Origin of the sequence: Chitinophaga arvensicola, from assembly GCF_900110835.1 — a bacterium.
Taxonomy (GTDB): Bacteria; Bacteroidota; Bacteroidia; order Chitinophagales; family Chitinophagaceae; genus Chitinophaga; species Chitinophaga arvensicola.
Genome location: NZ_FOJG01000002.1, coordinates 2,108,042 through 2,123,513, shown reverse-complemented (window position 1 = coordinate 2,123,513; position 15,472 = coordinate 2,108,042). Strand labels below are relative to the sequence as shown.

The window sequence follows — 15,472 nt, the reverse complement described above, 5'->3', positions numbered from 1 at the left end:
TGTACGCTGGAACGGCCGTTAATGGAATTTTTCGTGCCGTTCCAGTTTTGCTATAAACTCTGCAATGCGTTTGGCTCTTGTTTCCGGCTTTTTGGCGCTATGCAGCCGGAAGTAAATGGCAAACAGGTTTTGTTTGTTCAGGGTATCATAAAAGGCCTGGGCTTTTTTATTCTTTTTCAGTGCAGCCAGGAAATCTTCCGGTATACTGGCGTTGCTCGAGGCAGCATAGGCCTGTTCCCACCGGCCGTCGGCCTTTGCTTTTTCCACTTCTGCAATACCGGAGGGTTTCATTTTGCCTGCGGCAGTGAGGCGTTCAATATGTTTGGTATTTCTTTCAGACCAGTTGCTTTTGGGGCGGCGTGGGGTGAATTTCTGAATAAAGGACTGCGCATCCACCGATTTCGCCATGCCATCAATCCAGCCGTAGCAGAGCGCTTCCTCAAGCGCCTGTGCATAATTGATAGAAGGGATGTTGGTTTCTTTTTTATACATGCGCAGCCAGACGCCGTCTGGTTGTGAATGGTTTTTCGCTAACCATTTCTCCCATTCCTGCTGGGTTTCAAAGAAATGTTCGGATAATTCTTTAGGAGTAGCCATAGTAATAAAGATACATTTTTGCCTGGCGTGTATGCATAGGAGTTATACTTTTTTTAAAATAAATTTGGAAGTTTTAAATTAATTCATACTTTTGCGCTCCCATTGAATGAATAACGATTCCCTAGCTCAGTTGGTAGAGCAATACACTTTTAATGTATGGGTCTTGGGTTCGAGTCCCAAGGGGATCACCATAAGGAGTAAAAGTAGATACTCTTACGTAATTAAAACCTTGTAGAAGCTGATTCTACAAGGTTTTTTGTTTTTAGTGGTAAAGTTGTGAAAAGATAAGTAAGGGTAGAAACGTGAGCGTTGCGGTTAGCAATAGAATTATTAAATTGTGTTAACCGTCACTGGCCTTAAATGCTATACTGGATTGTGTTTGACTAATGTTGATTGATCCCGGGGTAAGTGCAATTGAAACAATTTTGGTTAACTAAAAACAAATGGTGTATGACCAGTTTTTCTGTTCTTTTCTAACTTAATAAGAGCCGTTCTTAAAACTTGAAAATGATGTGTCGATTGAGACGGTGAACCAGATTCTGGTCATAAGGCATTGGTGTTTTGTGGATGCCTGTTTTTTCTTTTCACCGGCAATTTCTACTAGGATGTTCATATTTTTACTGCCTATGGAGTTTTTGAGCATCTGCCTAATACCATTGCAATAGGGGGGAATGGTGGTGGGGAATTTATAGCAATTGAGTATATAGATAAGGGGAGCTATAGAGTTGTGCTTTCGCCCTTCATTGATCTTGATAAAGAATGCCATATTGAGATTGGAGAATCTTTTACCAACTTCTTAGTTAGGCTGGATAGTGGTTCAGAGTGGTTTGGACATATTGTATAATGAGTAATTTATGAGCGAAAGATATTCAATAATCTGGAAGGAAAAGATAGTAGGCGAAATTTCCGACCTAATAAACGATATGTGGTATTTTGATGGGAAGTTTATACCTGCAGACTTAGAGTTGGCTGATGAGTTTATTTCCCTTGCGTCTAGCTTCGAATTGGCAAATACTTTCAAAGATCCGTCAAAAGGTATCAGGGTTGTTTTAACCTCCAAAAATCAATCTTCAAAGAAAATGGACTTCGTAGTCCTTGCAATAGAAGGAATGAATCTGTCTATGCGAATGTTCTAAGCACAGTAAAAGGAGATTGAACAGGTAACCCTGTCACCTGTTCGGGGAGATTATATAGGCAGCTCCGCTACCTGTATGCGGATAAACCAGCCGATCCGGTTGCGGAGGTTGAACGGATCTTGCTCCGTTAGCAAGCGGTGTTTTTACTATGCAAAAACAACCTGCCTTTTGTTCCCGGTGTTCACAAAAGGGAAATGCAGCGGAGATTAAAGGGGAGATCGCGTTGCCGGTGAAAAGAAAAAAGCCCCTGTTTTAAAATGACACAGATATCTCTTTTTATATTATTTAATGTGTTTATATGTTGGGTGTTTTTAAAACTTTGGTCTGAATGCGATCGCATGAGAAATATGTTTTTGGTATGTCCAGGTATATTGGCCATGGGAACTTTTTTTCGTAAATTCGCTAAATGAGAAGAAAACAGGTAATTCATTTGGATTTTGAGATTGATAAACTTACAAATTCGATTCAAAATATTGTTACGGAAGATAGTTTTCCTACAGATGTGTTGCCAGTTACCAAAGAAGATTTAAAGGCAGTAACGAAGAAGAACGGTTGGCAATTCGACTGGAAGGAAGAATTTAAACAGCCTGCTCGGGAAGTATATAAGTTAACAATTGTAAATAATATTACTATAATTCAAGGGTTGGTTAGTTTGGAGGTAAAAAGTGATCATATTTATATGCATTTGGTTGAAAGTGCTCCATTTAATAAAGGAAAGACAAAAGTTTATGCTGGTGTTCCCGGCAATCTTGTTGCATTCGTTTGTCGCGTATCGTTCCGAAGAGGTTTTGAAGGCACCGTTTCCTTTTTGTCAAAAACACAATTGATTGAACATTATATTGAAAGTTTGGGTGCTCTTCATATTGGTGGACGACGAATGATTATCGAAACGAAAGCTGCATTAAAATTGATTGATAAATATTTTAAAAACTAGGAAAATGAAACATCGTAAGGCAGAACTAGATGTTGACTTTATTGGCGGATTAGGGTCTTTAACAAAAGAAGATGAAAAAGCAATCAGCGATTTTATCAAAGCACGGAAGCAATCGAAAGAAAGAATCCGATCTACCACCTTACCTAAAAAGGACCGTAAAGCCATTGGGTCAAACGCTAGACCATAATTTAGATTTTTTTTACTGGTATAGCCGAACTCTTTACTATTTTTGTGTCACATTCCTGACTATTACGGTTACACGTAATCAGGTTAGCATTACGGTTAGCAATAAACGCTCACCACTTTTAAATACAGATTCTAAAAGGTATTACAAAGATACGTGCTACTCCCAAGGGGATCACGAAGAATACAAAAAGCCTTCTAGTCGCAAGACTTGAAGGCTTTTTTGTGTTCGATAATTTTGCGTAGAAAAGGTAGCCTTCATTTTAATTGTTTATTTTCAATTGATGATTAGTTCGAGTACCATAGGCCGATTTTTTAGTCGCCAGGTCTTACAGTTTCTCCGTTTAATATTCTTTTAATTGTTTACCTACCAATGATTTGTTAATACCGCGCAATTATCAAATGATAAAGTATACAGTTTATACTAACGACTACTTTTACTTCACGAAAATCAATTCCTTGTATAAGCTTTATTTATGTCTAAAAATATTAAGCAAGTCTCAATTCCAGATGAAATAATAATGAATAAAATTTATTTTATCATAGGACAGAAAATTATGTTAGACCTTGACTTCGCTGAGCTTTAGGGTGTTGAAACTAAAAGGTTGAAAGAGGCTGTGAGAAGAAATATAAATCGGTTTCCAGAAGATTTTATGTTTGAAATGGCCAAAGAAGAGTTTGAGAATTGGAGGACGCAATTTGCGTCCTCTAAAGATGAGTTTAAGGGACTCCGCTATGCCCCTTTTTGTTTTAGTGAGCAGGGGGTGACTATGCTTTCCTGTATTTTGAACAGTGAGAGGGCCATAGCTGTAAATATCCAGATCATCCGGATATTTCATCGGATGCGGGAGATGATTTCAGCTCATAAGGACATTTTATTGAAGCTGGAGCAAATTGAGAATAAAGTTAGTAACCATGACGAAGATATAAGACTGATCCTCTATTATCTTAAACAGTTACTTATCCCTGTATCTGCCCCCCGCGACATGATAGGATTTAAGGTGCATAAGGGGAGTGATTGATGAAGTATCAGCTGAAAATGCCATATAATTTTTTAAGCCAATGAGAGGAAAGTTCGATTTATGTACGATAGGGATCACGAAAATGAAAACGCCTTCAAATCAAAAGATTTGAAGGCGTTTTTGTGTTATTGAATCGTCATAATCAACCTCGATTAACAAGCAATATTAATTCGGAATTTAACCCACCCGATATCAAAAAAAGGATGGATTGCATAAAACGAACTTTCTAGCAATACAAAATTGAACCGTACAAGAATAAAACATAGTGTTGCGCTCATGTAATTTTATGCTCTAATTAAAATAGGAAGAAATGAGTAAAACAATTCTAATTACAGGAGCAGCAAGCGGTTTTGGGAAAATAGCCGCGTTTGACTTGGCAAAAAAAGGATACAAAGTGATTGCTACTGCGCAGGTTTATCCTCAAGTGAGCGACCTGATACGGGAAGCTGAAAAACAGGGAGTTAATCTTACAGTTGATAAACTGGATGTAACTAATCAGCGTGACATTGCCTATATCACCCAAAAGTATGATATAGACATTTTAATTAGCAATGCAGGCATTATGGAAGGTGGTCCTATTGCGGAACAGCCCCTGGATTTAATTCGATCTATGTTTGATGTGAATGTATTTGGAGGCTTAGAGCTGGCACAAGGCTTTATCAAAAAGTTAATAGCACAAAGAAAGCCTGCAAAAATTGTATTCACTACTTCTATGGGTGGCTTATGGACAGTGCCATATGTTGCGGCGTACTGTGCTTCAAAACATGCAATGGAAGCTATTGCCGAAGGATTAAAAACAGAATTGGCCGAATTTAATATCAAGATTGCTACCTGTAACCCTGGTGTATTTGGTACTGGCTTCAATGACCGTGGTGTAGATAGCATTTTCCGTTGGTACGATCCCAAAAACAATTTCACACCATCCTCCGCATTTGACGGTGCAGCAGAATCATTGGCCCATCAGTTAGATCCACAATCAATGGCAGATTGCATTGTAAATGTAGCACTGGATGATAATTCTAAATTCAGAAATGTTCATCCAAAGGAAACTGAGGATTTTGTAAAGAAATTACAGGCAGAAGCATGGACTGCGAAAAGCTAGCTGGATGCCAAAGGAAGTACGGATATAAAACAGTGCTTCCTGTTTATTAAAAATTTCAAAATGCATCGGGATGAGTATAAGTTATATGCAAGCAATAAAAGCGTTGAACGCATCAATTGAAAAGGCTAAAACCTTAAAGATACCTGTTAGCATTGCAGTAGTGGATATAGGCGGACACATGATCTCCTTTGCAAGATTAGATAGTGTTTATGGTGTTATAGATTTTGCCATAAAAAAAGCAAGGACTGCGGCTATGTTTGGTGTGGATAGTGATGTTATGGGATCAATCATCACCAGCACCAATATGAATGGTTACGGTATGATAAATTCGAACGACGGGCTATTGACCATTGCAGGTGGGGTTGTTTTGAAGAGCAAAGACGGTATTGTCATCGGAGCAATCGGTTCTTCAGGCGGTACTCCCGAACAGGACAAAGAAATTGCAAATGCCGGGGCTATTGAACTTCTATAGAATTTCGGATATTTGTAAGTATGGAAGGTAGACATGAAATCATTTTTGATAGGTTGGTATATTCCTGTGTTTTTGAAAAGCACAGGGGATACGAAGAGTTTTACCCTGAACATTTTTTAGGATTTCAACTTTCAGGGGAAACGCATGCTTTTTATGCGAACGGTAATATTGTAATTCCAGAGAACACTGTTGTCCTCGTTCGGAAAAACCAGCTGATCCGTACAATTAAATATCCTTCTAAATCCGGAAAGTACCAGTTTATTTCCATTACACTGGATAAAGAAACTTTGCAGAAATATGCACTCGAGAATAAAATTGTGGTAAAAAATAGCTACGAAGGAAAACAGAAATTATTCTTTGAGCCAGACGATTTTTTACATAATTATTTTATTTCTCTTGCGCCATACATTAATAAGAAAAAAGAGGCTACGCCACGATTAGCAAATTTAAAAATCAGGGAAGCGATAGAGCTGTTACTGCAAAGTAATCCTGATTTTAAAAATATATTATTTGATTTTTCAGCACCTTATAAAATAGACCTGGAGAAGTTTATGAATCGAAATTATATGTTTAATGTTCCTTTGGAATCGTTTGCTAAACTTACCGGGCGTAGCCTTTCAGGATTTAAGCGCGACTTTATTAAAACTTTCAATATATCTCCCAAACAATGGTTACGTGAGAAGCGTTTGGAGGAAGCCTATTACTTAGTTAGATATAAACAACAAAAACCGTCTGACTTTTATATGGACTTAGGCTTTGAAAACCTGTCCCATTTTTATTTTTCTTTCAAACAAAAGTTCGGAATGACTACTTCTGAAGTAAGATAAAAATTAGCGGTTAACTTTCCTGAAAAAATAGCGGCTGGATGATCTACCTCGTGCTGTCTGAAAATTTATCCCACTGTCGGATCTCCCCCGGGCTTTTACATATTATCGTTGAACAATGGCCGTTAAATACACCTTTGTATCTATCTAAAAAACAGTGGAATTAATACAAAACAGGTCTGTCTGATTCGTATTTGATAAATGTTGAATGTGTGGCATGGCTGCTGATATTATTGACAAATCACGATGTTGTTATGGCAATGGTAAAAATGCTAACTTTACGATGTTGGAAATTTTGATAGCATCCTCCCACCTTTTGATCAAACAATATGCAGGAACAACATAAAAAAGATGACGGCTTACAGCATGATGAACTGAAGATCATCATCCGTTCAAACGACAACCCCTATCCGTCTGCTGATATCCAGATCAAGCAGCTGCAACCCCGTAAATTGACCTCTTACTTTATTGTATTAATTGAAAGTGGTTCTATTACCTATAATATAGACTTGCAGGACTTCCATCTTACAGACGGACACCTGCTTTTTGCAATGCCTAATCAAATCCTTATACCACCCGAAAAAAAGGATGATCTTAAATATTTCAAGCTGCTGTTCGACGAAAATACACTGGCATTGTTGCCACAGCAATTTTCCTTTTTGGTCAATCCCTTAAACAACCAGGCCATAGTACTGGATAGTGCCGCGAAAGAAAGGGTAATAAAGGTTTTGGGGATTTTAAACCAGATAATTCATGCAGATAATTATGATATCGACACAGAAGTAATATTAGCTTATCTGAACACATTGCTATCAGAACTAAACAGTGCTTATTTCAGAAACAAAGAACCCCTCAACATCTTAAACGTTAACCTTTCCAAGTTCATTGAGTTCAAACTGGTGGTGGAAACACACCTTACGGAGCAACCTTCTATCAATGAAATTGCAGAAAAACTGGCTTTATCTACCAACAGTTTGTATAGAATTGTAAAAGAATATTCCGGCTCATCGCCCAAAGACTATTTCATTAATCGTTTGATGGCAGAAGCCCAGCGGAAATTGCGCTATTCTAATACTTCTATCAAAGAACTGGCCTACGAACTGGGCTTTAATGACCCGGATTATTTTTCAAGACTCTTCAAAAAAAGTACAGGGAAAAGTGCCAGCGATTTTTTGCCCAGGCAGGATTTGTCGGGTAAATAAAGTGAATTGTCCATTCCCGCTATTTCCCGGCCCGCTACTTTTGCTTTATAAAATTCATAAAGGAAATGAAATTCGCACTAGTAACAGGGGCCAACAAGAGTATTGGCTTTGAAGTAGCACAGCAACTTGCTCAAAAGGGAATCTATGTCTACCTCGGTAGCCGTAATCTGGAACATGGTATTGAAGCCGTGGACAAATTAAAAGCAATGGGCGTAAATAACGTTGAAGTTATTCAGCTCGACATCACAAATGAAGAATCAGTAGCAAATGCCCGCAAAGAAATCGGTGGAAAAACTAAAGTCCTCGACATACTGATTAATAATGCGGGTATGTATGGCGGCCACCCACAAACCGCCCTGAACGCAACTATCGATCAGTTTAAAGCCGCGTATGATACAAATGTTTACGGTGTGGTGAGAGTTACCCAGGCATTTATTGATCTAATGACAGAATCGCCGGAGCCTCGTATTGTGAATGTAAGTTCAAGTCAGGGTTCAATAACTCTGCACAGCGACCCGGCCTACAAGTACTACGACTATAAAGGTGCAGTATATCTTTCCTCAAAATCAGCCCTGAATATGTACACCGTTGTGCTGGCATATGAACTGAAAAATACCAGGTTTAAAGTAAATGCCATTTGCCCGGGATATACAAAAACAGACTTCAATGGAAATCGTGGGACGGGTACCGTCAAAAGTGCCGGAAACAGAATCGTAAAATACGCGCTGATCGACAATGATGGTCCAACGGGAAAATTCTTTAGTGAAGAAAATAACCCTGAAACAGGGGAAATACCCTGGTAAAGAAGAGGAAGTAGAAGGCTACTTTTCCCACTTCTTCTGTCCCCATAAATGCAGCTGCTTTAATATTACAATCAGTTGCGTTGCTTTTTCGGTGTGCTTGTAAATAGTTTGCGGTGGTACCGTTCCGGCGATATTTTCCTTCACCACTAACCCTTCTTTCACCATTTCCGATAAACGTTTACCCAATATCTGATCTGATAAGGAGGGTAATTTTTCTTTCAGGCGGCTGAACTGATTCACTCCCAGGGTTATATTGCAGAGGATCTCCATTTTCCATCGGGCGCTGATCGTCCTTAATATATCATTCACGTCATGAGCTTCGGCCAGTACCTGACGGTTATGTGCATTTGATGAACTCGTTTTAATGTTGCTTGACATATCTATGATTTAATAACTCACTTTTAGGTGATATATTGGTCACCCTGTAATGTGGATATAAATTTGCCAAAAATAATTCAAATGAACTACAAAAGAATAAGACTGGTAGTTATATCTACACTATTATCTCTCCTGTTATTTGGAGAAAGTTATGCTCAATCACCTAAAACACAACCACCTGTATACGTACTGGTACACGGCGCATGGCATGGCGGATGGTGCTGGCAACAGGTCAGCAGTATACTGCGTGGAAACGGCGCCACCGTGTATACGCCTACGCTCAGCGGACTTGGGGAGCACCGGAATATATTAAGCCCTGACGTAAATCTTGAAACACATATCACCGACATCGTAAACGTGATAGAGATGGAAGACCTGCACGATGTGATATTGGTGGGCCATAGCTATGCCGGCGCAGTAATAGCAGGTGTTGCAGACAGAATACCGCAAAGGTTGCGTAAACTGGTATTCCTGGACCCGGTATTGGTGGAAAGCGGGCAGAGCGTACTATCCGCTATCAATTCAGCATTGGTAACGGCAGATGTCACAAAAGCCGCCGCAAAAGATGGTGGGTTAACCATCCCTGCCTGGCCCGTATCCATATTCGGCATTAAAGATACCGCAGATGCCCGCTGGGTAGGACAGCGGCTTACAGCACAGCCATACCGGACCTTTACCCAAAAACTGACGTTAAGCCATCCTTTTGGTAATCAGCTGCCGTTGATCTTTATTGCCTGCACAGCAGAGATTAACCCTGAGTTTGCACACTTTGCCAGGAATGTTAGGAAAGATAAGAAATGGAAGTATTTTGAACTGGCAACAGCGCACGACGCCATGATGACAGCTCCAAAAGAAACCGCCGCACTGATTAAATCCCTCGCCGATTAAAGTAAAGGCGTTGTTGCATAAATACTGCAACAACGCCTTTTAATTGTTTGTTCCTGGCCAATTTATACTACACCCTCGACATGGTCTTAAATTCAGTAGGCCGCATATTCGTTAATTGATGGAAATTATTACTGAATGCAGATATATTGGAATATCCAATCTCATAGGCGATCTCGGTCATAGTCAGATCGCTGTCCTTTATCAATTCCATCGCCCGGATAATCCTCAGCATTTTTACATACTGAATAAAGGTGATGTGAAGTTTCGTCTGAAATAATCTTGTCAGACTTCTTACACTCATGCCCCATTGTTTGGCCACACCTTCCAAAGTAAGCTCTTCATTCAGCCGTGTTCGAAGCTGCCCTACAATATCCTGGAGCCGCTGATCATCGGTAGTGGGGAGTTGGATCGAAAACTTTTTAAGATTTTCTTTGGACAGCACGTTTCTCAGTGTTGTTAAAAAATCAAATTCCCAGGAGCCCTTGAAATAATCACCGTGCCACTTCTCGCTGAAAGACAGCATTTCAGATAAGAGCTTACTTACCGGATAAATGCCCAGCTCATTATAAAATTCACCTGAATTTTTTCCGGGAAAATAAATGTTTATGATATACAGATCCTGCGTATTAAACATCAGGTTGTGCGGGTAATTCTTAGGTATCCAGATATAATGATTGGACGGAATATAGAAATCCTTTTCGTCCGTCTGCAGATAGGCAATTCCTCCAAAAACCAGTAATAACTGGGCCTTATCGTGTTGATGTGAAGGCAAACGTTGCTCGGTTTGCTGCCGCACCACCAGGATAGAGGCTGGATGCTGATCAACACTATTTATAAGTTGCTTAAGAATACTCATTTGGCCAAATATAACAAATAATAGGCTAATTATATAAAAGGTTGCTCTGTTGGCCGGGATAATTTTGCTATGTAAATAATAGCATCATTATGAAACAGAAAATCACATACCCTGATAAAGACGTTGAGCCAGTGGCACCAGAAAAGCCTTCCGATAAGACCGCCTCCAGTTCAACAGAAGAAATGGACTCACTGAATATCTACTGGCCTACCTATTATAGTCCCTTCCTGCCCATGATCGGTTTAACCGTTGTTTTTGATGAGTTAGGAAAGATGATAAAAAAATGGTTCTCAAACAAAAAAGATCGTACAAATCAAAATCAATGAAACGATATATATCAATTCCAATGCTGGGAGTGATACTGCTACTATCCGTGACAGCTCTCCATGCCCAGGATGCGGAAACTACCCGGGCATTAAGCCTGGAAGAAATCTGGAAGATCGCCGAAACAAATAACCGCCAGCTGAAACTGTCGGATTTAAGTCTCCAGCAAAGCAATTTAGAAGTATTGGAAGCCAAAGACCGCCTGCTACCCGAACTTTCAGTAGGTGGAGATGTAAAGCTCAATTCTAAATTTCTCATTTACGATAATGGATTATTCTCCTCTCCGCAAGATGTACCTGTAAAGAGTTATGGCTACGGAGTTGGATATAACTTAAACTTTAACCTGTTCAATGGCGGTAAAGACAGACGAAATGTGAAGATGAAGCAGGAAGAGGAAACACGCAGGCAGTATGAGGTGGATCTGCAAAAGCACAACGTAAAATACAATGTTGCTATTGCTTATTTCGATCTGTATAAATACCTGCACTTCCGCGACTTCCTTGCTGCGGAAATTGCTGCTGAGAAAAAACAGCTGTCACTCATCGAAAGTTTACACAAAAACGGTATTGTGCTGAATAGTGATGTGCTGAGAACCTCGGTGAAATTGTCGCAATTGGAATTAAATCTTTCAGATATTAAAAAAAGAAGCGACATTACCGCACAACGCCTCAATATCCTGATGGGGCGCGACAATGAAGCGGCAATAGATATCACCTATCAGGGCGGTTTTGAAATGGAGGCGATTAAAGAGTCAGACTACGCCGATTACCTTGCGATCGCATTCCAGCAATCGCCGGCGTATAAGATGGTCAATAGTGATATTAAATTGAGCGAGATAAATATCAGGCAAGTTAAAGCTACGCTGTTACCAAAAGCTTCCCTGTACTCCAATTACAATTATACCTATCCGCAGATCTCATTCTATCCTTATTCAAATGATTTATGGGCATTCGGGCAAACTGGCATCAAGGTGCAATTCTCTATTGATAATTTATACAAAAGCAGGCACTCTATAGCACGTGCACAAGTGATAAATAATCAGGCGAAAGAGAATGCCAGTATTAAAAAGGATGAAATTTCAATTCAGGTAAAAGAGGCTTATTTACAACAACAACAGGCGTCGGAAAGTGTGGAGACGGCGGAGAAGAATATCACTAAAACTGCCGAAACCGTTCGGGTCATCAGAAACAGTTATCTCAACCAGGAATCGCTGCTGACGGATCTTTTGGATGCAGAAAATGCTTTGCTGGAAGCAAAATTTAACCTGACCACCGCACAAACAAATTTAAAACTCAGTCATATCCGGCTACTGGCAATCATAGGAATTCTTTAATACTATAATTATGAACAAAAATAGAACAGATAAAATAGTTGTAACCTTAACCAAATGGTTTGGAATCGCGTTATTTGCAGCAATCATCATTTGGGGAGCATCTTATTTCTTAAAAGGATACCGCTATGAACAAACCAATGATGCCCAGGTAGATGCGTATTTATCACCCATAAATGCAAAAGTAGGGGGCTATATCAGTAAGATTTATTACAAAGACAATCAGCGGGTTAAAAAAGGAGATACACTGGTGGTTATTGAGTTTGACGAGTACGGACTAAAAAGAAACGCCGCATCAGCGGAACTAATGAGTGCGCAAGCCAAATTGCCTGTTTTGGCCGCTAACGAAGCAACACAAATCAAAAGCATCGAAGTAATAAAAGCACAGCTGTCCGGTGTAAAGGCGAAACTGAATCAGCAGCAAAGAGAATCCGACCGTTATAAAAATCTATTGGCGGATGAATCTACCACACAACAGAAATATGAGAATGTCAGTATGTCTTTGGCTATCGTACAATCTGATTATGATCAGACAAAGGCTTCCCTGCAGGTCGCTGAATCCAAACTAAATGATCTCAGTGTACAGCGTAATGCAATAGCGGCAGAAATAAAGATGAAAGAAGCGCTATTGGAACGGCAGGAGTTGGACATTAAGTATACCGTCATCACCGCGCCTTTTGACGGACAGATTGGTAAGAAGACCATTCAGGAAGGGCAATTAATACAGCCCGGCCAAACCCTGGCATTTCTGGTGAATAAAACCGAACAAAAATGGGTGATAGCGAACTTTAAGGAAACACAGATTGGTAATTTCAGGATAGGGCAACCAGTATCCATAGAGGTAGATGCTTTTTCAAAGGAAAAATTCAGTGGAATCATCGAATCCCTTTCTCCAACCACAGGTTCTCGTTATTCGTTGCTTCCGCCAGATAATGCCACCGGTAATTTTGTTAAAATTATCCAGCGTATTCCTGTCCGGATTAAACTTACCGATACACCAGAAAAATTAAGCAAACTCTCTGCAGGGATGAATGCTAATGTTTACGTTTTAAAAGATTAATCATGCAGGCACACAAGATTCCAGTTTTCAAACCGTGGGTATCCGAATGGATGGCAAGATCCGTGATATTTGGCATTCTGATGACTTGCCTGTTTAGTTTTGCTTTTTTCAGTAGTCCGGTTGCGGTAATGGGCTTCTACGGTGTACAACCTACCGATGTTCAGTACGCCATGATAGTTATTTATGGATCGTGCGTGGCTTTTTTGGCCCTGGATTTTCGTATCGTAAAGTATTTTCCGCCAAAGAAATATCTGCTGACGGCACTCGCCATCAATGCAATATGTTCCCTGATCTGTTTTCAATCCAGAGATTGGACGCTATTTATCATTTGTCAGTTTGTACAAGGGATTACCTGTGCATTGATGTCAGGCATTGTATTGCAACTCACTTTTCCAAGATTGGAGTCTACACGTGCACGGGTGATTGCGTATAGCCTTCTTTATGGAAGTATACAGATCTCTGTTCCGTTTTATTCCATCTATTCCAGTGCCGTACTTTATTTTTACGACTTCAACTGGCTATTTTATGGTTTCAATGTCATGCTCATTACCCTGACATTGGTGGTGCTGCTGACGATGAACACTAAAGCAAGATTTACTAAGAAGATACCGCTTTATCAGGTGGATTGGGTAGGGTATCTGTTTTATGTATCTTTTATACTGATATTAGGATACATCCTGATATACGGCCGGCAATTGGGCTGGTTTAACAGTCGCTTAATCGTCCTCCTGGGCATTGGTAATTTAATCATCCTTACACTATTTGTTATCAGAGAATCAAAGCTAAAGCGCCCCTTGATTAACTTACAGATCTTCAAAGCAAAGAATTTTGTCATCGGGCTGCTACTGCTTTTTTCGTTTTATATTTTCAAAGGAAGCACCGGACTTGCCTATGGTTATCTGGAAGTGATTTTAGGCAATGATCCCCTCAGTACCATTCCAATATGGATCGCAGTAATTGTTGGAACCGTACTGAGTATGTTTGTTACCTCCCGGTTTGTCCTGATGGGCTTTAACCTCATAAGGACTATCATAGCAGGCTTTGGTTTTATGGCCTTGTATTATGCGTATATGATACTTTTTGTTTCTGTTCAGGGGGAAACAATTGATTTCATACTGCCTATGTTTATCTATGGTGTGGCAACAGGCGTACTGTTTGTTCCAATTGTTTCCTTTACCAGCTCCGCCGCCCCGCCCAACATTGCGTTGAATGCATCACTTGTGGGAATATTTGCCAGGTTCACTGGGTTTACCGCCAGTCTGGCTTTTAACAACGAAATCCAATTATTTTTTAAATCTGCAATCCGGGAGAAGGTACGGGAAACATTAACCGAAACTAACCCCCAGTTGCCGGTTACTTTACTGGATATTCAAAACAAATATATAAATGCAGGCAGCGATATTTACACCGCAAAAGGAGTTTCAGGGGAGTATTTTAATAAACTGGTAGGACAGCAAATACTGGCTCGTGCTACGCAGGATTATTACGATTTTATGCTGGTGGGTTTGGTTTTTATCATTGTTGTCCTGCTTTTTTTATCACAGATGCAGAAGGTGGTTTTGAGGTTGAGAAAAGAAACTATTCCTTATTAGATAGCCTCAAACAATTCATTATCTTATTAAAGCTGTTTATAATAAAAAGGGACAAATCTTTCTGGAAAAGGTTTGTCCCTTTTTATTTGATCGCGGCGGTCCTTTTAGAAAGCGCCAGATGGCCATAATCCGGAATAATTTTGTTTCCTGGTTAATCAGAAATAGATATATATTTATCCCGTCTCTCTATGAACCAAATTTTATGGCCACAGTAATAAAGAATTTTTTCAAATTTCCCTATAGCTTGTTATTATTAGTATCCTTGTTGTTAGCTATTACTCCTTTGGTCTTTAATGGACAAAGTGAAAGGATTGATTTTAATGGGCATTACGTAATTATCTCCTCCCATTATTTTACCTGGTTTTTTGCACTTGTCTTTTTATTATATTGGATAGTTTATGGTTTAACTAAAAATATATTACTAACGATGTATCTGACCTGGTTGCATATGCTGATAAGCATGATTAGTATAGTTTCCCTGGTCACGCTTCGTGCCTGGGCATTTAAATATCCTGCTAACCAGGTGGATGTCATTTTCACAAAGTTTGCACTGGAGAGTAATCCGAGAGAAATAAGGATTTCTTTGCTCTGGAAGATAATATTTATAGCCGGACAACTGGCGTATGTTGTAAATCTGACAGGAGGACTAATAAAGAGGCGTGTTAAACCTTATGGACAGTGATATTAATTTTTCTTTGTACCCGTTAAGATGTTGTTTTGCAGAAAACCATTATTGACATAGAAAATGTGGACCTGAAATTGTTTTATC

General features: G+C 39.6%; 18 protein-coding genes and 1 tRNA gene. 16 read left to right on the top strand and 3 right to left on the bottom strand.

Annotation, left to right across the window (positions count from 1 at the left end):
• Window positions 1–18: 18 nt before the first annotated feature.
• A complete protein-coding gene (locus BMW79_RS25935) occupies window positions 19–597 on the bottom strand; it encodes a YdeI/OmpD-associated family protein (protein ID WP_089899965.1) in 579 nt (192 codons plus the stop codon).
• Window positions 598–712: 115 nt separating this feature from the next.
• On the opposite strand from BMW79_RS25935, the gene BMW79_RS25930 reads away from it, so the two are divergent.
• The 10 genes from BMW79_RS25930 to BMW79_RS25880 all read left to right on the top strand — a co-directional run bounded on the left by BMW79_RS25930 (window position 713) and on the right by BMW79_RS25880 (window position 8,275).
• Window positions 713–788 (top strand) — tRNA-Lys (locus BMW79_RS25930).
• A 663-nt stretch (window positions 789–1,451) separates the two neighbouring features.
• Window positions 1,452–1,733, top strand: a complete 282-nt coding sequence (locus BMW79_RS25920) for a hypothetical protein (protein WP_089899959.1) — start codon at window positions 1,452–1,454, stop codon at window positions 1,731–1,733.
• Window positions 1,734–2,139: 406 nt separating this feature from the next.
• The gene (locus BMW79_RS25915) at window positions 2,140–2,667 is read left to right on the top strand and encodes a hypothetical protein (protein WP_089899957.1); all 528 of its coding nucleotides are present in this window, start codon (window positions 2,140–2,142) and stop codon (window positions 2,665–2,667) included.
• 4 nt (window positions 2,668–2,671) lie between these two features.
• A complete protein-coding gene (locus tag BMW79_RS25910; RefSeq protein WP_089899954.1) occupies window positions 2,672–2,854 on the top strand; it encodes a hypothetical protein in 183 nt (60 codons plus the stop codon).
• A 601-nt stretch (window positions 2,855–3,455) separates the two neighbouring features.
• On the top strand, window positions 3,456–3,872 hold the full coding sequence (locus BMW79_RS25905) for an ORF6N domain-containing protein (RefSeq protein ID WP_218150445.1): 417 nt from the start codon (window positions 3,456–3,458) through the stop codon (window positions 3,870–3,872).
• A 310-nt stretch (window positions 3,873–4,182) separates the two neighbouring features.
• Window positions 4,183–4,974, top strand: a complete 792-nt coding sequence (locus tag BMW79_RS25900) for an SDR family oxidoreductase (RefSeq protein ID WP_089899953.1) — start codon at window positions 4,183–4,185, stop codon at window positions 4,972–4,974.
• A gap of 70 nt (window positions 4,975–5,044) precedes the next feature.
• The gene (locus BMW79_RS25895; RefSeq protein WP_089899951.1) at window positions 5,045–5,446 is read left to right on the top strand and encodes a GlcG/HbpS family heme-binding protein; all 402 of its coding nucleotides are present in this window, start codon (window positions 5,045–5,047) and stop codon (window positions 5,444–5,446) included.
• A 20-nt stretch (window positions 5,447–5,466) separates the two neighbouring features.
• The gene (locus BMW79_RS25890; RefSeq protein WP_089899949.1) at window positions 5,467–6,273 is read left to right on the top strand and encodes a helix-turn-helix domain-containing protein; all 807 of its coding nucleotides are present in this window, start codon (window positions 5,467–5,469) and stop codon (window positions 6,271–6,273) included.
• A 326-nt stretch (window positions 6,274–6,599) separates the two neighbouring features.
• Window positions 6,600–7,472 carry a helix-turn-helix domain-containing protein gene (locus BMW79_RS25885; RefSeq protein ID WP_089899946.1) on the top strand — a complete coding sequence of 291 codons (873 nt, stop codon included), beginning with the start codon at window positions 6,600–6,602 and terminating at the stop codon, window positions 7,470–7,472.
• A 65-nt stretch (window positions 7,473–7,537) separates the two neighbouring features.
• Entirely contained in the window at window positions 7,538–8,275 is a 738-nt protein-coding gene (locus BMW79_RS25880; protein WP_089899942.1) for an SDR family oxidoreductase, read from the top strand.
• 18 nt (window positions 8,276–8,293) lie between these two features.
• Here BMW79_RS25880 and BMW79_RS25875 read toward each other — a convergent pair whose 3' ends face one another.
• On the bottom strand, window positions 8,294–8,653 hold the full coding sequence (locus tag BMW79_RS25875) for a winged helix-turn-helix transcriptional regulator (RefSeq protein WP_089899939.1): 360 nt from the start codon (window positions 8,651–8,653) through the stop codon (window positions 8,294–8,296).
• A gap of 81 nt (window positions 8,654–8,734) precedes the next feature.
• Between BMW79_RS25875 and BMW79_RS25870 the strand changes: the two genes are divergently transcribed.
• Window positions 8,735–9,541, top strand: a complete 807-nt coding sequence (locus BMW79_RS25870) for an alpha/beta fold hydrolase (RefSeq protein WP_089899937.1) — start codon at window positions 8,735–8,737, stop codon at window positions 9,539–9,541.
• Between the two features lie 67 nt (window positions 9,542–9,608).
• On the opposite strand, the gene BMW79_RS25865 is transcribed toward BMW79_RS25870, so the two are convergent.
• Window positions 9,609–10,397, bottom strand: a complete 789-nt coding sequence (locus BMW79_RS25865) for an AraC family transcriptional regulator (protein WP_089899933.1) — start codon at window positions 10,395–10,397, stop codon at window positions 9,609–9,611.
• An 89-nt stretch (window positions 10,398–10,486) separates the two neighbouring features.
• Between BMW79_RS25865 and BMW79_RS25860 the strand changes: the two genes are divergently transcribed.
• From BMW79_RS25860 to BMW79_RS25840, 5 genes are all read left to right on the top strand, one after another.
• Window positions 10,487–10,723 (top strand): hypothetical protein, encoded by a 237-nt coding sequence (locus BMW79_RS25860; protein ID WP_089899930.1) that lies wholly within the window; start codon window positions 10,487–10,489, stop codon window positions 10,721–10,723.
• Window positions 10,720–12,054 (top strand): TolC family protein, encoded by a 1,335-nt coding sequence (locus BMW79_RS25855; protein WP_089899927.1) that lies wholly within the window; start codon window positions 10,720–10,722, stop codon window positions 12,052–12,054. The genes BMW79_RS25860 and BMW79_RS25855 overlap by 4 nt, the downstream gene beginning before the upstream one ends.
• A gap of 10 nt (window positions 12,055–12,064) precedes the next feature.
• The gene (locus tag BMW79_RS25850) at window positions 12,065–13,111 is read left to right on the top strand and encodes an HlyD family secretion protein (RefSeq protein ID WP_089899925.1); all 1,047 of its coding nucleotides are present in this window, start codon (window positions 12,065–12,067) and stop codon (window positions 13,109–13,111) included.
• 2 nt (window positions 13,112–13,113) lie between these two features.
• Window positions 13,114–14,703 (top strand): MFS transporter, encoded by a 1,590-nt coding sequence (locus BMW79_RS25845; RefSeq protein WP_089899923.1) that lies wholly within the window; start codon window positions 13,114–13,116, stop codon window positions 14,701–14,703.
• A 202-nt stretch (window positions 14,704–14,905) separates the two neighbouring features.
• Window positions 14,906–15,385, top strand: a complete 480-nt coding sequence (locus tag BMW79_RS25840; protein WP_089899921.1) for a hypothetical protein — start codon at window positions 14,906–14,908, stop codon at window positions 15,383–15,385.
• The last annotated feature ends 87 nt before the right edge of the window (window positions 15,386–15,472 follow it).